The following is a 26,022-nucleotide window of genomic DNA, read 5'->3' as shown; positions in this document are numbered from 1 at the left end:
GCTCTTGGGTATGGGTGCTACTGCTTTAGGGCTGGTATTGCGCGGCTAGCGCGGCGGCTAAATATCCAGGAAGCGCACATCACGTGCATTGCGCTGGATGAACGCGCGCCGCGATTCGACGTCTTCGCCCATGAGGACGGAGAATGTTTCATCCGTGGCGGCGGCTTCCCCGATTTCCACCCGTTTGAGGGTGCGATTTTCGGGGTTCATCGTGGTATCCCACAGTTCTTCCGCGTTCATTTCGCCCAGGCCCTTGTAGCGCTGGATGCGTTGGGATTCTTCCTTGGGCAGGCGCCACCCGTTTTCTTTGCCTTTCGCGAGTTCTTCATCGCGCTCTTGGTCGGTGAAAACGTAGGAGTGCGGGTGGTTGGTCCACTTGATGCGGTACAGCGGCGGCATGGCCAGGAATACGTGACCGGCCTCAATCAGGGGCCGCATGTACCGGTAGACCAAAGTTAGCAGCAAAGTGGCGATATGAGAGCCATCCACATCGGCGTCGGCCATGAAAATGATCTTGTGGTAGCGGAGCTTATCTATATCGAATTCGTCACCGATACCCGTACCGAAAGCGGTGATCAGGCCCTGGATTGTATCGGAGGAAAGCGCTCGATCCAGGCGGGCTTTTTCTACGTTCAGGATCTTGCCGCGGATTGGCATAATCGCCTGGTGTTTCGGATCGCGCCCGTTGACGGCTGAACCGCCAGCCGAATCACCCTCTACGATAAAGATTTCGCATTCTTCGGGTTTATTGGAAGTGCAATCCTTGAGTTTGCCGGGCATGGAAGCCGATTCCAGCACGGACTTGCGGCGGGTTGCTTCCCGGGCTTTACGCGCGGCTGCGCGGGCCGCATAGGCCTGCGTGGCTTTGCGAACGATATCGCGCGCTTCGCTGGGATGGGAATCGAGCCAGTCCGAAAGGTTCTTATAAGCCTGCTGTTGCACGAAAGTGCGGGCCTCAGTATTGCCCAGTTTGGTTTTGGTTTGCCCTTCGAACTGCGGGTCGCCAATTTTTACGGAGATCACCGCGGTTAGGCCTTCGCGTACGTCCTCACCGGAAAGGTTCGGATCTCTATCACGCAAAAGGTTCTTATCCCGCGCGTACTTGTTTATCACCGAGGTGAGGGCGGAACGGAAACCTTCTTCGTGGGTACCACCTTCCGTGGTGTTGATCGTATTGGCGAAAGTGTGCACGGATTCGGTGTAAGCCGAAGTCCATTGCATGGCCACTTCCAGTTCGATCTGGCGTTCTTCGTCTTCCGTTTCGAAATAGATAATTTCCTCATTGACCAGTTCGGCCTTCTTCATGCCGTTGAGGAATTTGACGTAGTCAATCAGCCCGCCCGCGTATTTGTAAGTAACGTGACGCCGTTCGGGGGTGGCTTCGGTACCGGCGGCTTCTTCCGCGGTGCTTTCCCCGGTTACTTCGTCACCTTCCACGGTGATTCCTTCGCGTTCATCAATCAGGGTGATGCGCAGGTTTTTGTTGAGGAAAGCCATCTGGTGGAAGCGTTTGCTGAGCACTTCGAAATCGAATTCGGTGGTTTCGAAGATATCGCCATTGGGCCAGAAGGTTTGTTTGGTGCCGGTTTCGGTGGTTTCTTCCCCGCGCGTGAGCGGCCCGGTAGGTACCCCGTTCGCGAAGCTTATGCGCCATACGTAACCGTCACGTTTGATTACGGTTTCCATGCGGGTGGAAAGGGCGTTGACGACGGAGACGCCGACGCCGTGCAGACCACCGGAAACGGCATAGCCGCCCTGGCCGAATTTACCGCCGGCGTGCAAGACCGTCATTACAACTTCTACTGCCGGCCGGTGTTCGGTGGGGTGATCGTCTACGGGAATGCCGCGCCCGTTATCGCAAACGCTCACGCCGCCATCGGCCCGCAAAGTAATTTCTATGTGATCGCAGAAGCCAGCGAGTGCTTCGTCCACGGAATTATCGACCACTTCGTAGACGAGGTGATGCAGGCCGCGAGATCCGGTAGACCCCACGTACATACCGGGCCGTTTGCGTACCGCTTCCAATCCTTCCAGCACCGTAATATTCGAGGCGTCATAGGATTGGTCTTTTGATACCTCGCCTACGTGATGGACATGTGCCTGCGGTTGCGTTTCGGCAGCCGGTGTGGGCGCATCAGTAGTACCGGTATGGGATTCTGTAGTACCGGCATGAGATACGGCCGGTGCGGCAGATTCCTGTGGAACATTACTCTTCGTATCCGACACTCGCGGAAACTCCTTGGCTCTTGATCGGTAGGTTCCCGCCGCGGTGCGAGGATGTATCTGCGGCGCGCTACGCACACCACGACCCGCCCGCCACAATATGCAAGCAATGCACAATGCAGCAGGCTCGGTTTAACATCCACTTATTTCGCCGAAGAATATCCTGAACGTTATTTTCCAAAACGCCAGAAATGGACCCCTCGCGGGCGAAGACCTCTAGCGGGGGAACCCTACCCGAATAGGACTAGCTTCTATTCTAGCGCATTTTGGAGTGGTTTTCTGGGATGACATGTGCATTTCAACCCGTTTACTCCCACCCAAGTGCGTGGAGCTGATCATCATCAAGCCCGTAGAAGTGCCCGACCTCATGCACAATCGTGACCCTAATTTGTTCTACCAGTTCTTCACGAGTATTACACCAGCGTTGCAAAGGCCCGCGGAAAATATAGATCCGATCCGGCAATAGCCCGGCAGAATCGCCATACCGATCCGTTAGGGCCACGCCGTCGTACATTCCTAGCAGAGCGGGCTTTCCTTCGGCGTCGTACGCTTCTTCCCCCACGAGCATTTCGGGGGCCGGTTCTTCTTCCACTAGGAAGACCACATTGGGCAGGGTATCAAGGAAATGCTGCGGGAGCAGGTCAATTGCGTCTGCAACCGCTTCGTCAAACTCGGCGCTGCTGATCTCCAACATGAGAGCCTCCTAGGTTTTACTTGCAATTGTTTTGGCCCGGGTTTTGCGCGCGATAGTACGGGTTTCCTGGCGCGCGGCTATCCGTAAGTATCGCGCGGGCCGCGGCCGGGAACTGAATAGCGGCCGTGGCGCCAGTTGCGTTGTTGCGGGCCACGTACCTCGATATTTTTAACTATTTCCGGGCCGAGTTCGGCATCTAACCGGCTGGCTAAAGTGGCCAGCAAAGCGCGCATTTGGGTTGCCCACGACGTCGATGAGGTGCGGATCGTAAGGGTTCCGGTATCTTCGTCGAAGCTTTCCACCCACGCATTGCGGGCCACGTTTTCGCCCACGATTTGCGGCCAGCGCCGTTCCACGGAGGCCACATTGAGGCGGGTTCCCCAGCCGCGATCCAAAATTGTGCGTTCCAAAATCACGCGTAAAGGCTTCGGATCTCGCCAAGAAGGGCGCGCACCAGAACCGGCATCCACGCCCGGGCTCGGCGTAAAAACTTCCGCGCCCAGCGGCTTGGCATCATTGAGCTCATCGGCAAGTTTTTGCGCCGCGTAACCGGCACTGGGCCGGCGGGTACGAATTTTGCCGCGGCGGAAAGCATCTTCACGCATCCGATCCAAAGCGCGCAGGGCCAAAATATCGCCGTTCTCCTGCGCGGCTTTGATCTTCGCCGCCTCCACTTTCCGGTTCGTGGTCATTGCTATTCGCCGCCTTCGCTGCGTGTGCCTTCGCTGCGTGTGCCTTCGCTGCGTGTGCCTTCGCTCTGTGTGCCTTCGCTCCGTGCTGCCGCTCGGTTGGTTACCGGTGCTGAGTTAGTTTCAATTTCCGATTCGGGGTGGACGCGGCCGGCGTGGATGCGGAAGGTTTTCCCTTGCAGGGTAGCTGGTAGATCGTCACCGACGGCGGCCGTAATCATTACTTGGCCGGCGCTGGCTACCAGTTCCGCAAGCCGGCGGCGGCGGTGGCCGTCCAGTTCGGCAAAAACATCATCGAGAATCAGAATCGGTTCGCCGTCCCCAGACCATTCTCCCGAATCATCGGCCCGCAGAACCTGCCATTCCGCCAGCCGCAAGGCAAGCGCATAACTCCACGATTCGCCGTGGCTGGCATAGCCTTTGGCGGGCAATTGACCTAAGGACAGTTGGAGATCGTCACGCTGCGGGCCTACCAGGTTTTGCCCGCGTTCAATTTCTTGGGCGCGGCGTTCTTGCAGGAGTTGTTGCAAGCGTTGCGTGGCCCGGGCGGGCTGGGCAAGTTCGGCGTCGTTATTGGTAATCGCGGCGGCAAGTTCGGGTTCGGCACTGATTCTTTCCGGCCCGGGCAGGGAGAAGAAACCGCTGTTGGCGCTGGCTTTGTAGTCTATGCGGGCGCCGGATTGGGTGCCGGAGACGAGGTTGTAATATTCGGCAACGAAAGGCCGGAGTTGGCGCACAATTTCGGCGCGGGCGGCCGTGATTTCTCCGCCAAGTTTAGCTAGTTGGGCGTCGAAAATATCGAGGACTGGATTTTCGAGGGAAACATTTTGCCCTTGTTTGGCCGCGCTGCTCAAGGAACGCAGGAGGGCGGCCCGCTGTTGCAGAACTTTATTGTATTCCGCACGTACGCCGGCCATCCGCGGCCGTAGCTGGATCATGAGGTCGTCCAGGAAAGCGCGGCGGATAGCTGGTTCGGCGCGGATAATTCCCAGATCTTCCGGCGCGAAGAGGACGCAGCGCACGATACCGACGATATCGGCGGGTTTGGCCGGCGCGCGGTTAATGCGGGCCCGGTTGGCCCGGCCCGCATAGATTTCAACTTGCACGGTGGTGGGGGAGGTGCCGCGATAGGTACGTGCTTGAATGACGGCGGCGTTCGCACTTTGCCGCACCAGCGCGTTATCGCTACTCACGCGGTGGCTACCGAGGGTCGCGAGGTAGGCAACGGCTTCCACTAGATTTGTTTTCCCCTGGCCGTTTTTCCCGGTCAAAATGTTTATTCCCGGGCTAAAGCTCACCACTTCACGTTCGTAGTTCCGAAAATCGGCCAGGGCGATATCGGAAATATACATTTACGCAGAATACGTCCGAATCGGCATGAGGAGGAGGCGGAAATCTTGGGAATCTTCCCCTTCGGGTTCCGCTTGGCCGGTAAGGACTGCCGGTTTGGTGGGATGGGTGTAGGAAAGCCGCAAATAATCGGTGGTAAGAGCCGAAAGCCCATCTTGCAGGAAGGACGGGTTGAAAGCCATGGTGATCGGCTCTCCATGTAGCGCTACTTGCAAAGCTTCCGAAGTTTGGGCGTTGTCATTTTGGCCGGCGTCGAGCACTACTTGGCCTTCCGAGAACTCGAGGCGCACGGCCGCGTTCTTTTCCACTACGAGCCGAGCACGTTTGATGGCGTCGAGCATTTCCGCGCGGTTGATGACGGCATAACCGGCAACTTCGTCCGGGAAGAGGGCGAGGACTTGCGGGTATTCGCCGTCGATAAGACGCGCAATGCTCTTGCGGCCAGCAGCGGCGAAACCGATGGCGCCGGTGCGGCCAGAATTGTCGATCGTCATGGTGACGTCACCGGCGGTTCCTAGCGAACGCGCGATATCTGAAAGGCGGGAGGCACGCACCAAAATCCGGGCTTCAATTTCCGGATCTGCGGGCTCCCAGTTGACCTTTGCTACCGCGAGACGGTACCGATCGGTAGCCATTAGGGAAATATCGCTACCGTGGATTTCGATGCAGACGGAAACCAGGAGCGGCAAAGTATCGTCTGTGGAAGCAGCCGTGACGGCTTGGCTTACCGCTTGCTGCCAGGCAGCGCCATTGATGGTGCCGCTCGTGCCTTCCAATTCCGGAGCATCCGGATAATCCTCCAGGGGCATGGAAGTCATCGACATGCGGGAAGCCCCGCAGGTGAGATCAAGTTTCGCGCCTTGGGTTTCCAGCGCAACCGGCTTATTGGGCAAAGCCCGCAAATAATCGGCAAGCAGGCGGCCAGATACCAAGATTTCGCCGGGCTGATCTACCGCGGCTTCGATTACTGCGTGTGCAGAAATATCTGGATCATAGGAAGAAAGAGCGAGTTGACCATCTTCCAAGGCTTCAATCTTGATGCCAGAGAGAATTGGTAAGGAAGGCCGGGTAGGGATGGTACGTGCCGTCCAGGTAACGGCTTCTGCAAAGACATCGCGCTCAATCCGTAACTTCACGATTCTTCCCTTTCCGGCACCCGGAAGTGCCTACTGACCACTTTGTGCGGTGACTACCCGGTGGCTACAGGTGACCACCCGGCGGTTACCGGTGGCTAAGCGACCGCGCTGCCCTAACCATTAGGTACTGCGCCGCCCTGACCACTAACTGGATGGACAACTGCACCAGCCTACGAGAAAAGGCCGGGGAAATCACCCACGATGGAGGTAGAAAACACCTCAAACGGCATATTTCAGGTCCTACTCTACGCGAATATCAGACTTGCAACCCGGGAGTAGCACTGAACCACACTTCGGAAGGAGCGCGGCACGTGCAGCTGGTTGCAGCAGATCCGCTTCGGACTGAATCACACTCCGCGAGGGCGCGGACGAAAAGCGGTAGCGCCTCGGCGATGATCTTGTAATTCGCGGGTTTTAAAAGGTTGGTAGTAGTAATAGGGGCTGTGGATCTTGTGGATAAGTGTTCGAACCCGCGAGATCAAGCCAAAAGCTATGGTGAGATAGCTGTTGAATTCACTGTGGAAAATAATCGCTTGCTGTGGATTGGCTAGAATCGCCAGAAAAGTATCCACAATCCTATGTGCATTCATCACCTTAAAACCTTCCACCTTCCACAGCCCTTCAACACCCGATGTGGAAAGAAACTGGGCGGTAAATCCGAATCGCGCCTAGTTTTTTATGAAAATTTAGTTGGGCGTGTTAGGGGTGGGGTGGGCTTATTCTGTTAGTTGCGGGCGGGCTTTTCTGTTAACTGGCGGTCTAGTTTTTGGCAGCCCGGCCGGCCACGAGCTGCGTGGGTAAAACGGTGCGCAAGCGATTTAGGTACGCATTAGGTACGCAGCATTCGGCGCGGAGAGTAACGTTACGCTACTTTTCCCGGGAAGTAGAGGTACGACGTCGAACCTCGGAACGAAATGCAGCCAATAACCGCTAGCCAAGTAACGCAACCAGTAAAACGGTAGCCAAGTCACACAACCAGTAAACGGTAAAAGATTGATAAGCGCTCGGAAAAGCGCCGCGCAGGAGCCGAAAATGGCTATGGCGCGGCGTGCACTACAAGAAAATAAGGAAGCAGCAAGCTTTAGCTACAGGAATCAGCGATCTCTAGCTACAGATAACAGCTCAGCGATCTCTAGCTACAGGTAACAGCAGTGTGTAGCTAGAGAACACGGCGGAAGTTCTTAGGAATTGTGGCCGGTGGCTTCCTGTTTGATGCGGACCGAGAGTTCAGAGACCTGGTTGTAGGTACTTTGCTGCTCGGCGATTTGTTTGTCGATTTTGCGGCAGGCATGCATGACCGTGGTGTGGTCGCGGCCGCCGAAGATAGCACCGATTTTTGGCAGGGAAAGATCGGTGAGTTCGCGGCACAGATACATGGCGATTTGCCGGGCTGTGGTAGGCAGGCGGGAACGATCCGCGCTGGTTAGGTCGTCTATCGAAACCCGGAAATAGTTTGCGGTTTGCGCCATAATCATCGACGGTTGGATCTGCACCGATTCAGGATCAGAAATCAGATCCTTGAGCACCATTTCCGCCAGCGTCAAGGAAACCGGCTGTTTGGAAAGATCTGCGAAAGCGGTGACGCGGCGCAAGGCCCCTTCCATTTCGCGAATATTTGTAGTCATGTTCGTGGCAATATATTCTTGCACGTCCCGCGGCACATCAATCTGATCCGCATGGGCTTTCTTCTCCAAAATTGCCACGCGCGTTTCCAGATTGGGGCGATCGATCGAAGCTACAACTCCGGAATTGAACCGAGAAAGCATACGTTCCCCAAACCCGTTGAGTAGATTCGGTGCCACATCTGAAGTAATAACGATCTGTTTGTTTTGGTTCGTCAAAGCGTTAAAAGTATGGAAGAACTCTTCCACGGTAGATTCGCGGCCGCCAATGAATTGAATATCATCAATGAGTAGCACGTCTACATTTCGGAAAGTATCTTTAAATTCGCTTTGCTTGTTATCGCGCAAAGCATTGATGAAAGCATTCGTGAATTCTTCTGCCGAGATATAACGTACCGCGATTTCCGGATAGAGCGCCAAAGCATAATTTCCAATGGCGTGCATAAGATGGGTTTTTCCCATCCCGGAATCTGAGTACAAGAACAGCGGGTTGTAACTCGTGCCGGGAGATTCGGCCACCGCCAAGGAAGTGGCGGAAGGAAAACGGTTCGAATCCCCAATCACAAAATTGTCGAAAGTATATTTCGGATTGAGGCCGGCTTTATGGGCGCGGGCCGCAAAACTCGGATCTTGCGCCTCATCCGGGCTGGTACGGGTGGAACTTGCCGCCGCAGTCGCATTGAGTGCGGCCGCCACCGTTTCCTCTTCAGCCGGATAACCACCGTATTGGAAACGCGAATTGCCCTGCCCACTGGTAGCCGCCGGTGCATTATCCAAATGCCCGCGGGCCGCAATCAAATCCACATATGAGGTTGGTTCGGCCGGCGGTTCCCAAGTTGATTTATGTGCCGGACGCATCGCTCGGTCAAGAGTGAGCTGGTTAGTGCCCGGATCGGCCGCAAATTCTGGGGCGGGTGCGGGGGTCGGTGCGGCGTCGTCGCTAAGCGGAGCAGTAGCCTCGGTAACGGGCACGACGCCCGGGGCGCCGGCATCGCGAGCCACACCCGGAGCGGAAAAAGTGGAAGGTGCAGAACTCAGGGAGCTTGCCGTGGGCACCCGGGAAGGAAGTTTGGAAGAAACATCCGCAGGAACGTTTGGGCGCGCGCCAGCAGGAATATTTCCCGGAGCTTCGGAACGAAGACCCGAAACCGGGCGGTTTGAGGCGGCGGCCGCGGAAGGTGCAGAAGCAGAAGCTACCGCGGAGCTGCCGGTCAAATATTCTGGCGCAGCGGTAGAAGCGGCACTCGCGCCGGCCGCAGAACTCGCAGTGGCAAATGTGCCCGCGGTGTCCGCTCCAGAATTACCGGCACTACCAGCAGAAACAGGAGAAATATTGGCGACCGGAGAGAGCGGCGAAGCCTGCGGGGCAGAACTACTAGGACTTCCTGCGCCGATCGTGCTGCCCGCGCTGCTCGTGCCGCCCGTGCTGCCCGCGCTGCTCGTGCCGCCCGTGCTGCCCGTATTTACCGCTCCGGTATTGGTAGCGGGACGAGAAATCCCCCGGGTGGAAACGTCAGTGACACTTGCCATACCGGTCGGTGTGCGGGAGGGTAACGGCGTCTCGTTAATCGAAGGGTCTACGGAAATGACGATTCGCACCTGCCGGCCGAGGATGGCCGAAAGCTTTTCCGTCATGGCTGCGGAGACATGCTCTTCAATCCAGTTCTTCACAAAATCGGAGCCGACTGTGATCATGAAGATTTCGTCTGCCATGGCCAGAGGGCGAGCCATCCGCACAAAGGCAGCCTGGGAATCGGAAAGAGCATCCTCGGCCCTTAATAGCTCCATGGCGGCAAGCCAAGCATCTTGGGCAGGATTCGAATCTGACATCAGTTCCTTTCCCCTTATCTACGGTGTACGAATGCGTGGACGATAAATCAGGCACCCGCGGATTTTTCGGCGGCACCTGTGGTGCTACGAAAGCACACGGGCAACGCACGAGCTGGCGCGCGAGCTAAATACCAGCTACTTGCACGCTAGTTACAAGCCAGTTGCAAGCGTGTTACAAGCAGGTTGCACGCCAGTTGCCGCGGGATGCGAAAACTGTGAAACAGGGCGCCCACCGCAGTAAGGCGAGCGGATCCTTGGAGGATTTTATCCACGGCTAGCGGCCCTCATACTAGGACCTGTGGATAACTTCCCGAAAGTTTCCACCCCTCTCAAAACGGCGTAAATACAGGACTTTGCGCAGATTTACGCGAGCTGGGCCCGGTTTCTGTGGATTCATGGTAGGTCATTCCGCGCGAATCTGCGAGTGAGTTATCCACAGGTCTGTCCACACCTGTGGAAATTACATGCGTGTGTTTTAGTTTGCGTTTGTGTAAACGACGCCGAAAGATCGGCGTCTGCGCGCAATCCACATCTGTGCACACAGAAAAAAGTGAGATGCGCGGAGCGGAATTTTGCGGCGAGCCGCAGTATTGGAAAATCTCAAGAAAGTGAAACGTGGTAAGCGTGGGTGGTGAATTGCGATAAAGGAACCGCGCCGCCAAGCCGTTAGATCTCTGTGAGATCACGGTCACCGCGGGACCGAAATCATTGACCAGAAGGGCAAATAACACGTAAAGTCGATTAGTCCGTGCATAGGTGTAACTATGCGCATTGTAAGTTTCATGCGAACTTTGACGCGGCGATGCTCTCGAGAGTGCTCAGATTTTCTGGGATAGACAGGGCCCCGCCGGGGTAAAGCTCGCCGTCAGATTTGGGAGGATCACCGTGAGTACAAAGCGGACGTTCCAGCCGAATAACCGTCACCGTTCCAAGGTTCACGGTTTCCGCAAGCGTATGCGTACCCGCGCCGGCCGCGCCGTTATTGCGGCCCGCCGTCGTAAGGGCCGCGCCAGGCTAACCGCTTAAATGCTGAGCTCCGATCACCGTATGCGGAGATCGGAAGATTTCGCAGCGGCATTTTCGGGAGTACGCGGGAATTCTCGCCGGTTGCAAGTAGCAATCGGGGAGAATCACGCCGCAGATGAGATAACCGGCCCTCACCCTGTGCGGGTCGGTTTTGCGGTATCTAAAAAGGTTGGGAACTCAGTTGTACGCCATCGCCTTACGCGTCAACTACGGCACATAGTGCGAGAGAAGCTGGGGGAACTGAACGACGGCGAGTGCGTCGTCGTACGCGCCTTTCCCGCCGCAAATGGCAGCACATATGCGCAGCTCACCGCAGATTTTGACCGCGCACTCCACCGCGCTCGGAAGCAACAAACCGGGCAAAGAACGAGGCGAAACTAATGAACGGGGCAATAGGGCGCGCACTCATCCGCGTTATAAGGTGGTATCAGCGCAATATTTCAGCCGCTAATCCGCCGCGTTGCCGCTATGCCCCCACTTGTAGTGCCTACGCTATCGAGTGCTTGCAAGTACACGGAGCGTTAAAGGGTACACTCTTAAGTATCTGGCGCCTGCTACGGTGCAACCCTTTCACTAAGGGCGGCGTAGATCGGGTACCAGCTAAAGGTGAGTGGCCGCGCCGGCCGCTCGATCACGATGAACTCATCGAGCTTTATAAGAAGGAAGATGCCGATTTATCCGCGCAGGCGGAACGGGCAGAACGCTAGGAGATAACGCGTGGATACAATCCTTAGCCCATTCATGTGGGTTATCTCGTGGGTCCTCTACGGGATTCATAAGGGACTTGTTGCAATTGGAATGGCCGACGGGTCCGGCCCAGCCTGGGTGCTTTCCATTATCGGTTTGACGGTCGTGGTACGACTGGTCATTCTTCCTCTGTACAACCGGCAGATTAAGGCAAGCCGATCTACCCAGATCTTGCAACCAAAAATGATGAAGATCAGGGAGAAATACAAGAACAAGAAGGATACGATCTCCCAGCAGCGGCAGGCGGAAGAGATTCAGGCCCTATACCGCAAGCACGGGGTATCGCCAATGGCTTCCTGTTGGCCGATGCTCGTACAAATGCCGATCCTGTTCTCTCTATTCCGCGTGCTTTATAAGTTCCCGATGATTGCATCGGGCGAGCATGCCGCAATTGGGCCGCTGGATGCCAGCCTTGCAGATGATTTCTTGAATTCGACTTTCTTCGGCGCGCCAATGTCTGCCTCCTTCGCGATGGCAAACAAAGCCCCGGGATATTCGCCGGTAACCATTCGAGTAGTGGCCGGGATCCTCGTGGTAGTAATGTGCCTTTCCATGTTCTGGACCCAACGCCAGTTGCTAACGAAGAACATGCCGGAGCATAAAGAAGGCGAAGACGAAGGCAACCCGGCGCTGCGGATGCAGAAGTACATGCTGTACGGTATGCCGCTCATTTACGTATTCTCCGGTTATGCCTTCCCGGTGGGCGTGCTGATTTATTGGTGCGCAGGCAACCTGTGGAACATGGGCCAGCAGGCTTGGTTTATTCGCAATAACCCGACCCCAGGTTCGAAAGCTTATCGCCAGCGCGAAGAACGTTTGGCACGCGCACGGCGCCGCAAGGGCCTCAAGGAAGAGGGACTTTCGGAAGAAGAAATCGAAGAATTAGAGCAGAAGAGCGCGGCCGGCGGGCAGCGCAAACAGCCGATGAGTAAGGCGCGCGCGAAGAAGGCGGGCGTTACCGATCGCTTTGCCGCCGGAGGTCTGGAAACCGAAGAAGGCGGGGAAACGGAAGACGCCGCACTTGAAGAATCTGCCTCGGCAGACGCGGATAGCGCCGAAAGTGATGGAGAAGCTCGCGGCAAGGACGGATTGACGGACGAAGAGCGGGCGCGCAAGCGCTACGAACGCCGGCAAGCCGAACGCGCCCGCGCCAAGTCGAAGCGGAAGAAGCGGCGCCGCTAAGCCGCCGATAAGAAGCGATGGCTTTCTAGACTGGGCCAGATAGTAATAATGGCAGTGGTGGAAGTAAGTGGCGGTTTCGGTGGTGGGACTGTTGGCAGTGCCTAGCCCGTGCCGGTGGCAGTGCCTAGCCCGTGCCAGTGGCAGTGCCTAGCCCGTGCCAGTGGCAGTGCCTAGCCCGTGCCAGTGGCAGTGCCTAGCCGGTGCCAGTGGCGGGACTGTTCGCAGCTCCGCGGCCGTGCATTGCGGGATCTTGCGCTACGGACACTACGGTCTGGAAGTTTCTTTGCCCCGGGGCGGCGCAGGTGCGTAAGCTGGCGCGGAATGCAGGCACGAATGCATGCCGTTTCGGGAGTGCCGAGTCGGTGTTCGGGAGTAACGGACGATTGGGACCGAAAGATAATCGGTGCCAAACATGTATGAGATACACCGGTAGTAGCACGTAGCGCGAGAATCCGGCGTCGATATAGAAGTAAAATTTAACGAGAACTATCGCGGAATATAGACCGAAGAAAGGTAAGACAATGAGTGAAGTACCTGCGAAGGAACCGAATCTAGATAAGGAAGGCGATTTAGCCGCAGACTATTTGGAGGAACTGCTTGATATTGCCGATTTGGATGGCGATATTGAGATTTCCGTGGATCGGGACCGGGCAACGGTAGCTATTGTTATCGAGGGGGAAGCGGATTCGCGGCTGCGCCGGCTCATTGGTAAGCATGGCGAGGGTGTGAATGCCCTGCAGAGTTTGACCCGGTTGGCCGTGCAGCAACAAACCGGCGAACGCTCCCGACTCATGGTTGATATTGCTGGATATCGGCAGGAGCGGCGCGAGAAGGTTTCCGAGCTTGCGGAACAAGCTATCCAAGAAGTAATCGATACCGGTGACGAGATTGAACTCGACCCGATGAACCCCTTCGAACGCAAAGTGGTTCACGACGCCGTTGCGGCGGCCGGACTTCTCTCAGATTCTGAAGGATACGGTTCACACCGCCACGTCGTTATCAAGCCTGCTGATGATGAATACGGCGAATATGAGATCGTCTCGGATGAAGATGATGACGAATATGACGACTACGACGAGCACGAAGATAGTGCCGCCAGTGCAGAAAGCGCCGACTAAGAACACAAGCAATACCAAGCGCTGAAAGCTGCATCCAATACTAAAGAGCAGCGTTCGGTACTAAAGGGCGGTGTTCGGCACTTTAGTGCGGTGTTTGGCGCTAAAGAGCGGTGTTTGGCGCTTTAGGGCAGTATTCGGCACTAAAGGGTGGTATTCGGCGCTAAAAAAGAGGTATTTGGCGCTAAAAAGTAGATAGTAAAACTCGAGCGCGCACCTAAACGAGAATGCGCCAAGCGACTGTGTGTAAATAAGTGGGCAACTACGGTACGTAGCTTTCAGCAACGCTATCGAAGCACTGCACAGTTATCCGGAATAGACGGAGACGAATTTAGTGAGAGCCTCCCGCGAAAAGATATAACTAGGATATGTTTCGCGGGAGCTGCGAACTTATATCTGGGCAGGTCTCTGTTTTGCGGGTTGATTCCTGTGTTGCGCGGCTGTACTTGCGACGACGCGAGGCGAATAGGAAGCGATCCGATGTCCGAGCATCCGCAATTTACTTGTTCATTCGGCAGCTTCGTGGATGAATAGGTAAGTTTTCGCGAGACAATCGCTACACGGCCGAATTCATGTAGGCATCTCTGCGGCTAGGAAGCATGCCTTGATAAACCTTTGCGCGCATGTTCGCGACGAAAGTGCGGTTCTAGAGCAAATTTGGTCCCGCCTTAATGTTGGGAATGTTTCACGTGAAACATTGGGCGGACCTAAGGAAATCTAAAGCTGTCCTAGCCGGGAACAACTAGTTGCCGGTCGGCAATAACTTGACCGTTATTTGGCAAGTGCCCGTAGTAAACGGTTGATAGCCGGTAACAAGCGTTTGATAATCCGTAACAAGCGGTTGATAGTCTGTAAAACTACTTGGGAGCCGGGAATCGGAAAGCTCCGGATCTTCATAAAAATAAACTCACCACGGTAATGAATAACCCCTAGACTCATCATAGGGATGTTTCGAAGTTGCGTATGTGCTCCGTTTCTGCCCGATGCACTATCAGAAAATGCAACCATACGGAAAGGTCACGGCGTGAAGACCGAAGATTTTGATCCGGAAAAAAATGCCGACAGCGGAGAAGAGAATGAATCGGGAGAATCGAAAACCCAGATTCGCGCACGTGCGGATCCCTTCGGTGACGGTCCCGCGGCAAGGAATGAAACTAGATCACAGCATGACGATAGACCGAGTGCGAACTCGGTTGAAGTTCCTCCAGAAGGAGGATTAGAACACTTTGGTGATGAAGCTTGGTTGCGATTGTTGGCCTTTGCTGGATTACTCGAAGAAGAAGGGGAGAAGCGTGGGCTAATCGGACCTCGCGAACTCGAAAGACTCTGGGAACGTCATATTCTAAACTCGACCGTCCTCGATGAATTTATCCCTAATAAGGCGAGCGTTGCTGATGTGGGATCAGGTGCAGGTTTTCCCGGCATAGTTCTCGCGATCCAACGTCCCGACTGTAATGTAGTGCTCGTCGAATCAATGGAGCGCCGCGTGGAATGGCTGCAGTTTGTCACGGCGGAGTTGGCTCTAGATAATGTTCGCGTTAAAGCATGCCGAGCTGAAGATCTTCATGGGAAACAAACTTATGACATTGTGACTGCGCGTGCGGTGGCGGCATTAAAGAAACTCACGCGAATCACGCTACCGCTGGTTAAACCGGGAGGCTCACTACTTGCCTTGAAGGGTAAGAAAGCCGAACAAGAAATTCGAGAGGCGATTCCTCAGCTGAAAAAAAGAGGGAGCCGCCTGGGCTGATATATATGATCGCAAGCCTTTCGGCACCCAGGAAGTAACTCGTATTCTTGAAGTGGCGAAGAAGTAGCTGTTTTCGTAGCGAATGGATAATTGGGAATCAATCACTCTGGGCCTCTGAATGTTTCACGTGAAACATTAGGAAGCCCAGAGAGAACCGTATCTGCACGCGACGCGCTCGATTCGAGCTGCTCTGTGTAATGTGAACACTCTTAGGTGCCTTAACCTCACGCGATTCGAAATGTTTCACGTGAAACATTTCGTCAGACTACTATTGGTCAAGTATCTTGGTTTTGTCCGCGCTCACGAATAACACCATAGTCCTAGCAACAGATTTCTTTGCGTCCTATTTCGTAAAGTACCTGTGGAAAGTCCCGGACGTCGAGTTGAAACCCTCCTGGAAATCCGTACTGTGGTGAAGGGAAGATGTGAGGCAGGTATGTAAAAGCTGTGCCGTCCCTTATATGTGGGATTGACTCAGGAATGTCTGTGCTTGAGTGTCGTTGGGCGTCGATAGACTTAGGGAAGGTCAGGGAGGTGCTCATGAGTGATCCGAGGAAGAAGGTTCGTGTGTCTTCAGAGCGAAATGGTAAACACGCATTTTGGGACGGTTGGTCAGGTGACGACACTCCTGTAGGGGCAGCTCTTGCTCGGGATATGGCCCGTTTGGAGAGTGCTACGGAAGATAATTGGAAGAGACCGAAGCAGACCCGAATTATTGCCGTCGCGAATCAGAAGGGTGGAGTTGGAAAAACTACTTCTGTTACAAATCTTGCGGCGGCCATGGCAAAAGCTGGCCTCAATGTTTTAGTAATAGATGCCGACCCGCAGGGGAATGCGTCTACCGCCCTAGGATGCGCGCCGGAAACACGCGGTAATTCCTTGTACCACGCGCTGATGGGCAAGATTTCGCTCAAGGACATCGTCAAGCAAAACGACAAACTGTCCCGGCTCAAGGTGGTGCCAGCAACGATCGAATTATCCGCCCTTGATATGCAAATTGCGGCAGAACCAGATCGACTAACTAGGCTCAGCGATGTATTGCAGGAGTATCTCAAATACGCCGAATCTCAAGGGCTTCACTATGACTATGTGTTTATTGACTGCCCACCTTCTATGGGGTTAATCCCACTGAACGCCCTTGTTGCTGCCGGAGAGGTTTTGATTCCGGTGCAGGCAGAGTATTACGCCCTGGAAGGTCTGGCACAACTGCGCGAAACTATCGAAATGGCACGGTCTTCAGCAAATCCAGATCTACGCATCAGCACAATCCTCATTACCATGTATGACGGCCGCACCCGACTTTCGCAAGATGTGGCACAAAATGTGCGCGAATACTTCCCGAAGCAAACACTTGATACAGAAATACCACGAAATGTGACAGCAGCGGAGTCACCTTCCTTTGGTCAAACCGTGGTTACATATGACGAGAGATCATCTGCGGCAATCGCATACACGAGCGCGGCGCACGAGATTACTGAGAGAGCTGATTAGGAGAGATGGCTAAACAGAAACGACGTGGTCTAGGCGCCGGGCTCGGCGCGCTTATCCCAGAATCGCAAAAAGAAGCAACTAATAGCCCAATCGATGTTTTCTTCGGTGGAACACCACATGCACCAAAAGCAGTAGACAAAGGAGAAGCTCAGACTAAACAGGCTCCGGGGGAGGGAAATGTTTCACGTGAAACATTGCCACCTTCGAAGGAAGTAGTTGGAACAGCCTCATTGCGGGATGACTCCCCGACCGCGCGGACTGAAACAGAATCAACGACACCAAAGACTAGCTCCGAAAATAAAGCTTCTGCCAGGAAGGCAGCACCAAAGGGGCCGAAGCTTTCTGCTAAAGCTACGACCAAAGTCGCGAATGAGGCACCCGTAGAAACACAGGACGCAATTAAGCAAAAAACTAGGGTATCTGCTAAACCCAAGAAACAGACTCCAGTGGAGGAGGCAAAGCTTGATGTCGAGGAAACCACTTTGCCGGAGGAGGTCTCTTCCAATCAAGTAGCTGATAAAGGCGCAACGGGTCCTGTTACTACGGATCGAGAACCAGGCCTGGGAGTAGATAAGGACGTTGATTCGGACGATCTGGTTCCGGTTCCTGGTGCAACTTTCGCGGAGATTCCGCTCGAACAGATTGTTGCTAATAGAGCCCAGCCCCGGCAGTACTTCGATGAAGAGGAACTAGAGGAATTAGCAGACTCTATTTCTCAAGTTGGAGTCTTGCAGCCAATCGTGGTTCGCCCGCTTACAGAGCCTTTGGAAGATAATCCAGCTGCCCGTTATGAACTCATTATGGGGGAGCGGCGCTGGCGCGCATCGCAGAAAGCGGGCTTAGATTCGATTCCTGCAATCGTTAGGCGCACACAGGAAGATGATCTGCTGCGGGATGCGCTTCTCGAGAATTTGCATCGTGTACAACTTAATCCATTGGAAGAGGCGGCTGCATACCAGCAGCTTATCGAGGATTTTGGATGGACTCAGGAAGAACTATCGCGGAAGATATCAAAGTCGCGGCCGGTTATTACGAACACCCTGCGGCTTTTGCGCCTACCAGCACTAGTCCAGAAGAGGGTAGCGGCAGGTGTTCTTTCCGCTGGGCATGCACGAGCATTGCTAGGCCTAGCAGATCCCGCAGATATGGAGATTTTGGCACAAAGGATTGTGGCCGAGAATCTATCCGTTCGCCAGGTGGAAGAAATCGTGGCGATGGGAATTGATAAGCAGGAGAAAAAACCGCGGACGCGCCGCCGGGCCGGCCGTTATCAGGCTGAGCTCAACACCCTGGCCGGCCATCTATCTGACCGCTTCGAAACGAAGGTCAAAGTGCGCTTTGGTCAAAATAAGGGATCAATGACAATCGATTTTGCGGACATTGATGACCTCAATCGCATACTCGAAGTACTAGCCCCCGGCGAAGCTTCACTCATTGTTGAAGAGCCGGAAAGCAAATCCTGATCTGTAATTACAAAAAATCTCCCGGGAGAAGGCCATAAGTTCTTCTCCCGGGAGATTTTTATTCAGTACTGATACAAGGTCTCGAGTTCTAATACGGTAGCGGTCCCTTAGAACAAGAAAGTCGATGCTTGGCGGGCGGGCGTATTAGAACATCTAATCGGCCGCCTTGGCAACTGAATCCGCATTGTCTGTGGCAACCGGCTGTGCCAAATCTTTAGATGCAGCCGGATCTGTACAACCATTCGCTCGATTCGCCGCGGTACGCAGAATTTGCAGGTAAATGTCTTCTACGGGAACCTGTAGTTCACGTGAAAACGCCTCTACAGCTTGAGGAAGTAGAGAAGTCTCTGTCATTCCGGGTGCAACATTGGCGTCAATAATAATTGGCTGTGAATCGGAGACAATCATATCTATACGAGATATATCCCGGAGCCGCAAAACCTGATGTGCCCGAATAGCAGCTTCCTTTGCCGAGTCAATAACGGCTTCAGGTAGGCGAGCTGGAATGAAGTATTCGGCACGGCCGGCGTTGTAGCGAGCATCGTAATCGTAGGGACCATCTGTGTCTATTTCGACGGGCGGAAGGGCAATGACTTCGCCGTCGAGCTCTAGAACCGAAACTGCAATCTCAGTTCCTTCCACGTAGGATTCGACGTGCGCGGCCTCCCCGTATGCGAAGCAGTCAACCATCGCGCGTGGAAGATCCGCTTCATGTGAAACAATCGAAACCCCAAGTGCAGATCCGCCGAGATTCGGCTTTACAACGAGGGGAAAACCAATCTTCGAGCCGAGCAGATCGAGAATAGGCGCAACCCCGATCTCCCGGAAAAGCTTCTCCGGGAATGTTACCGACCACGGAACCTGCAAGCCTGCATGCCGCAAAGTAGATTGCGCCCCGGCCTTAGATGAAGCGGTGCGAGCCGCATTCGCTGTGGAGCCCACGAAAGTGTATCCGGCGAGTGAAAGCAGATCTTGTAATGCCCCATCTTCGCCCGTGGTGCCATGCACAAGTGGCCACACAACATCAGGATTCATAGAATCTAGTCGCTGCAAAAGGGAAGCATCCACATCCAAAACTTTGGCGTTCATACCGGCCTCACGCAATAGGCTGGCTACGCGCCTTCCTGAGCTCAGCGAGACATCTCGTTCATGAGTGAGCCCGCCAGCCAAAATAGCTACCGTTAGTACCTTGCTCATTATTTTGTCATCCTTTGTAATTCGTACCCAAGTGATCGGACTCCTCATCGGTGAGGTTCCGCGCCCGTTATTGCTAGTTTTGGTCAGAACCTATTCCGAACATATCAACGAGTTCCGCTTCGGCGGACACAACTTCTCCGAGCCGGCGCACACCCTCGGTAATCTCTTCCGGCGTGGGGTAGCAGAAGGAAAGCCGCATATGATCGCCGCCCTGCCCGTCTGCATAGAAGGCGGTACCAGAAACATAAGCAACCAGATTTGTTACCGCACGCGGGAGCATATCCTTCGCGTCAAGTCCTTCAGGTAAACCGACCCACGTGTAGAAACCGCCGACCGGTTTGTTCCACGTGCACATCGGCATGTATCTTTCGAGCGCATCTTGCATCGCTGCACCACGCTCTGCGTACTGTGCGCGATACTTTTCGATTTGGTCGTACCAATCATATGTGCGTAGATATTCAGCAATAACTAGCTGACCAAAAGTAGTGGGGCACAAAATCGCGTTCTCATTGGCGAGGGTGATGCGTGCAGAAACGGCGGGCGGTGCATAGGCCCAGCCCACACGGAATCCGGGTGCGAAAGTCTTCGAGAAGGAGCCGAGATAGACGACGCCGTCTGGATTAAAAGTCTGCAAGGAGGGCAAAGGATCACCATTGAAACCAAGCAAACCATAGGGGTTATCTTCGACAATTAAAACGTGATGGCGTTTGCATATCTCGGCAATGATCGGTCGTCTCTCAGCGCTGAGTACAACCCCGGCAGGATTGTGGAAATTCGGGATGGTATACAGGAATTTTATGGGTCTCCCTGCTTTTTCAAGCTCCCTAATTGTCTCTTCGAGGTCTTCGGGGATAAGGCCATGCTCATCCATACCCACATGAATTACATTTGCTTGATAAGCGCGGAAGGTTCCTAAGGCGCCCACATAGGAAGGTGCCTCCGCTAGAACCACATCACCGGGATTAATGAAAATCTCGGAAATTAGATCGAGTGCTTGCTGGCTCCCTGTGGTTACCGTAATGTCATCCGGATGTCCACGCACGCCATCTGGGCGCATGACCTCAACGATCATTTCCCGGAGTTCTTCTTCACCCTGGCCGCCGCCATATTGAAGAATCTTTGTGCCGCGTTCACTCACGAGTCGTCCGATCATCTCGGACAAGAAATCGATGGGGAGTCCGCTAATATTTGGCATCCCACCGGCAAGCGAAACAACTTCGGGCCGGTTTGCTACGGCGAATAATTGCCGCACTTCTGATTGGCGCATCCCCAAGGCGCGGTCGGCATACACGCTATACCAAGGGTCAAGGCGTGTACCGTGCGCAGATAGATCCTGTCGCTCGCTCATTGTGTCCTTTCTTGATGACCTGGAGAAAGTGTGCCACCACCTGAAGTGGATGGCGGCATTTTCCCGGGTGTCGCGCTCAATAAAGCGCGAATCACTTAACATTATCCACTCTCGCGTGGGGTGCGCGAGGTCTAATCACGATTCGTCTTCTTTTGTACAGGATGGGATTTTCTTTTAGGCAGATAAGGACTAACTCCCAGGATTCTTCTTGTATTTCGAGGCAGGTATCTGGAACTTTCCAGAGCCGTGCAGAATGTGCGACCGAAATGTTTCACGTGAAACATTTCGGGGGAGTGGGAGTGATGCGTAGGCGGCATCTTTATCCGTGCCTACGACTAGTTCGGATTATCGAGGCAAAAAGATGAGGGTTGGCAAGAATGTTTCACGTGAAACATTAGGGCTTTCTACGGGCCGAACTTGTAGAGGGAGTGCGTTGAGAATCGCGCGGTTTTAAAAAACAGTGAGTGAAGATCTTAGCTAGAAATGTTTCACGTGAAACATTTCCGTGTAGGGATAGGGCCCGCTCTACCAGGCTACGGGCTCGCCATCCATACCATCGAAGCATTGGAGGAGCTTTTGCCTAATCTCAAGTTTTGGCACTTGGCCTTCGAAACGCGCATATTCGACGCCACGTGGTTCCTCCTGTTTCTCTCGCGGCCCTAGCTCTTTTAGGTCCTCTTGCGCTTCGTACTCTTCCCGTCCGTCAGGTTCTTCCCACTCAAGAATCAGAGCCGGCAAAAATGCCAAATGCGGTTCGAAGGTATTAATATCCCGCGAGCTTCTTTCAAGTAAAGGTCGCCCGTTTTTCTCGAAAGTGCCTGGTGAAGCTGTTGCTGCGTCGCTCTCTGCCCACCCCAAGGCTTTGAGTTGCGGTGCACTAAAAGAAAGGTCGAGCGAATCTTGGGGGAGGAAACCCTGCGGTTTTATCTGTTCGGTGGCGTCCAATATCTTGCCCAGCAAGGGAAGTTCCGGTCTGGCCTTATGGGTCTCCAATAAAACTTCGGTAAAAATTCGGAGCATAGATGATGTGGATGGCACCCACTTCGCACTCACGAAGGTTAAAATCCACCCGCCTACGGAGTCAGTTTTCTGCTGATCGGTAGGCGGGTGAGTTTTCATAAGGTTGATTGTCCTATTCGGCGCTACTGTCTAGATCGGCTAGGTACCGTTCGGCGTCGAGCGCGGCCCGGCATCCCGTACCCGCAGCTGAAATTGCCTGCCGGTAATGCTTATCTACCACATCGCCGCAGGCAAACACTCCCGGAACGGAAGTGGTGGTATGCGGTTCATCCACGCAAATGTGCCCTTCGGCGTCGAGCTTGATTTGATCGCCAAGTACGGCAGTACGTGGTTCGTGACCGATAGCTACAAATAGCGCAGAAACCGGGAGATCTTCAGTTTCACCAGTGACCGTATCCCGCAGTACCAAGTTGTTCATGGAACCGCCTTCTTCACCTTGGATATCGGCAACTTGCCGGTTCCAATGTATCTGCACCTTCGGATCGGCTTGTAGGCGGTCTGCCATAATCTTTGAAGCACGCAATTCATCGCGGCGATGGATAACGTGAACCGTGGAAGCGAAACGGGTGAGGAAGAGGGCCTCGGTAACGGCTGAGTCACCACCACCGACGACTGCCACTTCCTTACCCTTAAAGAAAAAGCCGTCGCAGGTGGCGCAGTAGGAAACGCCGCGCGCCGCGAACGTAGTCTCGCCTTCCAAGCCAAGTTTTTTGTAGGCAGAGCCGAGTGCCAAAATAACTGTCCGCGCCTGGAATTCAGATTCTTCGGTGCGGATGGTCTTCACGGGGCCTTCTAGTTCTAGCTCGATTGCGTCGTCATATTCGACTTCCGCACCGAACTTTTCGGCCTGTTCCTGCATGCGTCCCATAAGGTCCGGACCTTGCACGCCTTCGGGAAAGCCTGGGAAGTTCTCCACTTCGGTGGTGGTCATGAGCGCGCCGCCCGCATCGATGGCACCCGCAATCACCAGCGGTTTCAGCCCGGCGCGGGCAGCATACATGGCTGCCGTCCAGCCGGCTGGGCCGGAGCCCACAACGATCACATCGCGAATGTTATTATCTGCCATTTTCCCTTACCTTGACCTCGTAACTGGCTAACAAGTCTAAGTGATTGAAGGGTAAACGGCCAGGGTGCAAACTACACCTCTCCGCCACTTGCCTTCACACACTTCTGAAAACTTCTCGGAGTAACGGTCACGTTCAGTGTTCTACTGCTACCGGGCAGGTTCCCGCCGGAGTCGTTTTAGGAGCCTTTGCTTCTATGCCGGTAAACGACGCCGCACGTCTTCTTATTCCGCAGGCGGTGCCTACGCCTACCGCAGGCGGTGCCTACGCCTACCGCAGGCGGTGCCTACGCCTACCGCAGGCGGTGCCTACGCCTACCGCACGCGGTGCCTACGCCTTGCCTTTCTGTGATGCCGTTTAGGTTTTCCGCGCAGCGTGCCCGCGGCTATAGCGCATGGTAACTTGAGCGCATCTGCCGGGTATCCGATTCGCGCCGAAGGAGCAGGCAGAGGTGCCGACAATGGGGTAAGCCGGGGTGCCGACGATGATACAGACAGAGGTACCACAATGAGGTAGGCCGGGGTGCCGACGATGATACAGACAGAGGTACCACAATGAGGTAGGCCGGGGTGCCGACAATGGTACAGACAGAGGCACAAACAATCGCGCAGAAGGTTTGCCCGATGGTTTCGCGTGCACTTGCCCTGGACAAAACGACATTCGCAGCTACTGAACGACCGTCACATTATTAGTCGATCGTTACGTCTACCAGGTCGATACGGAATTTCCCTTCGGGATTTGTCGGTAATTTCGTGAACCAAATCATCACGGTATCGGTTTCTACCGGTTCCGCAGCGGTTAGCACCGTGCTGCCGCTCATCGGGGTTTCGGCTACGAGGGTGCCGCCGGCCGGATCGGCCGCCGTCGTATTTCGCCACTGTACGGAGCCGCCGTTACCTTGCACGTTGAGATGCACGTTATGTACTTGTGTGGGCTCTGCCAACTTAACCTCGATGCCGATCCCTTCCTTGAGCCCGCCAAAAACAGGGTTCCGCAAATACTCGTAAGTGGACCATAGCGTGTTCGGATCGCCGTCGAAAGCACGCGGCAAATGGTCCGGGAAATCCTGCCCGGGCTCGTTACTCGGGTCCGGATTGACCAGCGTGTAGGAAGCAATTTGCGGCGGCGCCGCAGGAGTGGGGGAAGGCGTGGGTGTTGGCGATGGGGATGCCTGCTGTGCACTTCCGTTTTCTGCGGGTGCTGTTTGCGCTGGTGGTGCGGAAATAGTTGGAGCAATAGTTTCGACGGCGCCGGGCGGGCTCGTTAGCTTACTTACAGCAAACCAAGCAGCGAAGGCCAAAACCAAGATAGCGCCACCTACGATCAGCGTGGAGGAATTGAAAATCTGGGAAGCCCAGCTCACCTTACCGGCACCGTCGCGATCAATAACGCGAGGCCGGGAAGAATCAGCAGTTCCGCCGCGGCCAGCGCGGCCCCCGCGTGCATCGGTACCGCGCGAATCGCTACCCCGGCCAGTTCCTTGCGACCCGCTACCCGCTTGGCTCGAACCGGCAGGACGAACCGAAGTTACGGGTGCAAAAATACGCTGTCCGGAAGCATCGCCCTCGGGCACAGCACCAACGTGGGGAGTGCCGGGCGCGGCACCAGCCACCCCCGTAACATTTGCACCAGCACCCATTACGCCAGCAGCAGCGCCACTCGCGCCCGTGGTACCGGCGCCAATACCACGATCTCCAATTCCGCCATCGCCCATGCCGGAAGGAGCATTCCAATGCGGCTTTAGGTTCGGATCCGCGGGCGCAATAATCCCCAGTTCTGGATCGGGCGTGCCACCGGCTACGACATCTGCAGCTTCGCCAGCCGCAGCTCCTGCGCCGGAAACTGTAGTCTCTGCGCCGGAAACCGTAGCCCCCGCGCCGGAAGCTGCGGTAGCCGCAGTGGTGCCATAACCAGCATCAACACCGCCAACAGTAGATTCAGCTGCCGCGGCACCTGGCGTATATCCGCCTGGCGCATATTCATCGGACGTATATTCGTCGGACGGATATTCGTCGGGCGCCGAACCCCAAATTGAATAGACTTCGGTATCGCTTCCGCTCGTACCGGGAATGCCTTGCCCGGGTTGAGTTTGCGGGGTGGCAGTGGTGAGCGCTACGTCGCCCGGACGTAGTGAGCCCGGAAATACTATCGAGCCCGGAACATACGGGCCGGGCACGGGCATAGCACCACGTTCCTGAGGTGGCAACAAAGCCGGATCAATCGGATCCCAGGGCGCGAGCAGGCGCAAAACCTCGCCGGGGGAGAGCAGACCGGCCGGTGAACCCGCCCGTTGCAAAACGTCCCGAACTTCCTTCGGAAGCGAAGCGTCTTCGGAAAGTACTTCAATCCCGCGTGGATCTACATCGTGGCCTTCAAGTAAGGTAGCCAAGAAATTTGCGAGCCCAAAAGCTTCGGCATTATCGGCATCCGCCAAGGAAAGTGTATCGGTGTTAATTCCCGCCAGGGCGGCGTCGATCCCTAAACCGTCAATATAAACTTCCCCGGAATCGCCTACCCGTACGCGGGAGGGCCGCAAACGCACATGCCGCATACCCTTTGCGGAAGTTTGCGAAAGCACAGCCGAAAGCTCGCCCACGATTGCTCGCGCCGATTCCGGCTCCAAACCTTGCCCTTCCGGGAAATGCGCCAGCGAAATCCCCAGCGGAAGTTCGGTAATTACGAAATTATAACCCACGGAAAGGGTGCGAATCACGTGGGCGTCTTCAATAAGCGCCGATCTACGCGCCCCATCAATCCCCGCTGACGCGGTGGGCAGCGCGGGATCGATCAAAAGCACGCGCACGGCCGTCCCGAGAACCGTGTCGACGCCGTACCACTGTTCCGTTCCCGGAATGTCTAGTTGATCGGGATACAGCTCCGTGAGCCGATAGCGCTCAGCGAGCATTAATCCAACCGCACCTATTGTTTCCACTTCGTTTCTCCTTGTGGGTTGGGCCGCCAAAATTCCTGCTCTCAATCCTATAGATAACCGTGCCGAATTAGCGGAAGACGCGAGATCTTTGCCAATTTGTAACAATCCCGCCGCGGAAAATAGCTATTCGCGGCTTTGCCGGC

20 protein-coding genes are annotated in these 26,022 nt (G+C 55.0%); 8 read left to right on the top strand and 12 right to left on the bottom strand.

The genetic code is table 11. The features are described 5' to 3' along the window. Nucleotides 1-57: 57 nt before the first annotated feature. The 7 genes from gyrB to dnaA all read right to left on the bottom strand — a co-directional run bounded on the left by gyrB (nt 58) and on the right by dnaA (nt 9,544). Nucleotides 58-2,226: a DNA topoisomerase (ATP-hydrolyzing) subunit B gene (gyrB, locus tag H8274_RS00425; protein ID WP_185933540.1), complete on the bottom strand. Its 2,169-nt coding sequence runs from the start codon at nt 2,224-2,226 to the stop codon at nt 58-60. Nucleotides 2,227-2,530: 304 nt separating this feature from the next. Continuing rightward, the gene (locus H8274_RS00420; RefSeq protein ID WP_049619689.1) at nt 2,531-2,917 is read right to left on the bottom strand and encodes a metallopeptidase family protein; all 387 of its coding nucleotides are present in this window, start codon (nt 2,915-2,917) and stop codon (nt 2,531-2,533) included. 77 nt (nt 2,918-2,994) lie between these two features. Continuing rightward, nucleotides 2,995-3,609, bottom strand: coding sequence for a DciA family protein (locus tag H8274_RS00415; RefSeq protein ID WP_185933539.1), 615 nt, complete (start codon nt 3,607-3,609; stop codon nt 2,995-2,997). Nucleotides 3,610-3,611: 2 nt separating this feature from the next. Continuing rightward, nucleotides 3,612-4,958: a DNA replication/repair protein RecF gene (gene recF / locus H8274_RS00410; RefSeq protein ID WP_185933538.1), complete on the bottom strand. Its 1,347-nt coding sequence runs from the start codon at nt 4,956-4,958 to the stop codon at nt 3,612-3,614. Beyond that, a complete protein-coding gene (gene dnaN, locus H8274_RS00405) occupies nt 4,959-6,092 on the bottom strand; it encodes a DNA polymerase III subunit beta (protein WP_065419409.1) in 1,134 nt (377 codons plus the stop codon). A 347-nt stretch (nt 6,093-6,439) separates the two neighbouring features. Then, entirely contained in the window at nt 6,440-6,685 is a 246-nt protein-coding gene (locus tag H8274_RS00400) for a hypothetical protein (RefSeq protein WP_141670080.1), read from the bottom strand. Between the two features lie 588 nt (nt 6,686-7,273). Beyond that, nucleotides 7,274-9,544, bottom strand: a complete 2,271-nt coding sequence (dnaA, locus tag H8274_RS00395; protein ID WP_185933537.1) for a chromosomal replication initiator protein DnaA — start codon at nt 9,542-9,544, stop codon at nt 7,274-7,276. A gap of 885 nt (nt 9,545-10,429) precedes the next feature. Here dnaA and rpmH point away from each other — a divergent pair. From rpmH to H8274_RS00355, 8 genes are all read left to right on the top strand, one after another. Continuing rightward, nucleotides 10,430-10,570, top strand: a complete 141-nt coding sequence (rpmH, locus tag H8274_RS00390) for a 50S ribosomal protein L34 (protein ID WP_074660967.1) — start codon at nt 10,430-10,432, stop codon at nt 10,568-10,570. After that, nucleotides 10,571-10,951: a ribonuclease P protein component gene (gene rnpA, locus H8274_RS09945; RefSeq protein WP_074660965.1), complete on the top strand. Its 381-nt coding sequence runs from the start codon at nt 10,571-10,573 to the stop codon at nt 10,949-10,951. After that, on the top strand, nt 10,951-11,277 hold the full coding sequence (gene yidD, locus H8274_RS00380; protein ID WP_049619686.1) for a membrane protein insertion efficiency factor YidD: 327 nt from the start codon (nt 10,951-10,953) through the stop codon (nt 11,275-11,277). Before rnpA ends, yidD begins: the two co-directional genes overlap by 1 nt. A 10-nt stretch (nt 11,278-11,287) precedes the next feature. Continuing rightward, nucleotides 11,288-12,499: a membrane protein insertase YidC gene (gene yidC / locus H8274_RS00375; protein WP_185933536.1), complete on the top strand. Its 1,212-nt coding sequence runs from the start codon at nt 11,288-11,290 to the stop codon at nt 12,497-12,499. 521 nt (nt 12,500-13,020) lie between these two features. Beyond that, nucleotides 13,021-13,617, top strand: coding sequence for a Jag family protein (locus H8274_RS00370; RefSeq protein ID WP_185933535.1), 597 nt, complete (start codon nt 13,021-13,023; stop codon nt 13,615-13,617). Between the two features lie 1,021 nt (nt 13,618-14,638). Next, nucleotides 14,639-15,364, top strand: coding sequence for a 16S rRNA (guanine(527)-N(7))-methyltransferase RsmG (gene rsmG / locus H8274_RS09625; RefSeq protein ID WP_338067688.1), 726 nt, complete (start codon nt 14,639-14,641; stop codon nt 15,362-15,364). Between the two features lie 654 nt (nt 15,365-16,018). Next, complete coding sequence (locus H8274_RS00360) at nt 16,019-16,855, top strand: ParA family protein (RefSeq protein ID WP_476692235.1); 837 nt, start codon at nt 16,019-16,021, stop codon at nt 16,853-16,855. A gap of 5 nt (nt 16,856-16,860) precedes the next feature. After that, nucleotides 16,861-18,318 carry a ParB/RepB/Spo0J family partition protein gene (locus H8274_RS00355; protein ID WP_185933532.1) on the top strand — a complete coding sequence of 486 codons (1,458 nt, stop codon included), beginning with the start codon at nt 16,861-16,863 and terminating at the stop codon, nt 18,316-18,318. A gap of 153 nt (nt 18,319-18,471) precedes the next feature. On the opposite strand, the gene H8274_RS00350 is transcribed toward H8274_RS00355, so the two are convergent. The 5 genes from H8274_RS00350 to H8274_RS00330 all read right to left on the bottom strand — a co-directional run bounded on the left by H8274_RS00350 (nt 18,472) and on the right by H8274_RS00330 (nt 25,879). Beyond that, entirely contained in the window at nt 18,472-19,515 is a 1,044-nt protein-coding gene (locus tag H8274_RS00350) for a D-alanine--D-alanine ligase family protein (protein WP_185933531.1), read from the bottom strand. 73 nt (nt 19,516-19,588) lie between these two features. After that, entirely contained in the window at nt 19,589-20,863 is a 1,275-nt protein-coding gene (locus H8274_RS00345) for an aminotransferase-like domain-containing protein (RefSeq protein ID WP_049619679.1), read from the bottom strand. A 525-nt stretch (nt 20,864-21,388) separates the two neighbouring features. Next, a complete protein-coding gene (locus H8274_RS00340) occupies nt 21,389-21,982 on the bottom strand; it encodes a hypothetical protein (RefSeq protein WP_185933530.1) in 594 nt (197 codons plus the stop codon). Nucleotides 21,983-21,995: 13 nt separating this feature from the next. Then, nucleotides 21,996-22,949, bottom strand: coding sequence for a thioredoxin-disulfide reductase (gene trxB / locus H8274_RS00335; protein WP_185933529.1), 954 nt, complete (start codon nt 22,947-22,949; stop codon nt 21,996-21,998). 686 nt (nt 22,950-23,635) lie between these two features. After that, nucleotides 23,636-25,879 carry a protein kinase family protein gene (locus tag H8274_RS00330; protein WP_185933528.1) on the bottom strand — a complete coding sequence of 748 codons (2,244 nt, stop codon included), beginning with the start codon at nt 25,877-25,879 and terminating at the stop codon, nt 23,636-23,638. Nucleotides 25,880-26,022 lie beyond the last annotated feature (143 nt).

This window comes from Actinobaculum suis (assembly GCF_900618115.1).
Classification (GTDB): Bacteria; Actinomycetota; Actinomycetes; order Actinomycetales; family Actinomycetaceae; genus Actinobaculum; species Actinobaculum suis.
This window is presented reverse-complemented; position numbering and strand designations above follow the sequence as displayed.

Excerpts from the sequence above, each read along its gene's own strand:
- trxB (WP_185933529.1), bottom strand. The coding sequence starts at position 22,949 with ATGGCAGATAATAACATTCGCGATGTGATCGTTGTGGGCTCCGGCCCA.
- H8274_RS00420 (WP_049619689.1), bottom strand. The coding sequence starts at position 2,917 with ATGTTGGAGATCAGCAGCGCCGAGTTTGACGAAGCGGTTGCAGACGCA.
- H8274_RS00355 (WP_185933532.1), top strand. The coding sequence starts at position 16,861 with ATGGCTAAACAGAAACGACGTGGTCTAGGCGCCGGGCTCGGCGCGCTT.
- H8274_RS00340 (WP_185933530.1), bottom strand. The coding sequence starts at position 21,982 with ATGAAAACTCACCCGCCTACCGATCAGCAGAAAACTGACTCCGTAGGC.
- H8274_RS00370 (WP_185933535.1), top strand. The coding sequence starts at position 13,021 with ATGAGTGAAGTACCTGCGAAGGAACCGAATCTAGATAAGGAAGGCGAT.
- H8274_RS00350 (WP_185933531.1), bottom strand. The coding sequence starts at position 19,515 with ATGAGCAAGGTACTAACGGTAGCTATTTTGGCTGGCGGGCTCACTCAT.
- yidD (WP_049619686.1), top strand. The coding sequence starts at position 10,951 with ATGAACGGGGCAATAGGGCGCGCACTCATCCGCGTTATAAGGTGGTAT.
- dnaA (WP_185933537.1), bottom strand. The coding sequence starts at position 9,544 with ATGTCAGATTCGAATCCTGCCCAAGATGCTTGGCTTGCCGCCATGGAG.
- rnpA (WP_074660965.1), top strand. The coding sequence starts at position 10,571 with ATGCTGAGCTCCGATCACCGTATGCGGAGATCGGAAGATTTCGCAGCG.
- H8274_RS00415 (WP_185933539.1), bottom strand. The coding sequence starts at position 3,609 with ATGACCACGAACCGGAAAGTGGAGGCGGCGAAGATCAAAGCCGCGCAG.
- H8274_RS00360 (WP_476692235.1), top strand. The coding sequence starts at position 16,019 with ATGGCCCGTTTGGAGAGTGCTACGGAAGATAATTGGAAGAGACCGAAG.
- recF (WP_185933538.1), bottom strand. The coding sequence starts at position 4,958 with ATGTATATTTCCGATATCGCCCTGGCCGATTTTCGGAACTACGAACGT.
- H8274_RS00345 (WP_049619679.1), bottom strand. The coding sequence starts at position 20,863 with ATGAGCGAGCGACAGGATCTATCTGCGCACGGTACACGCCTTGACCCT.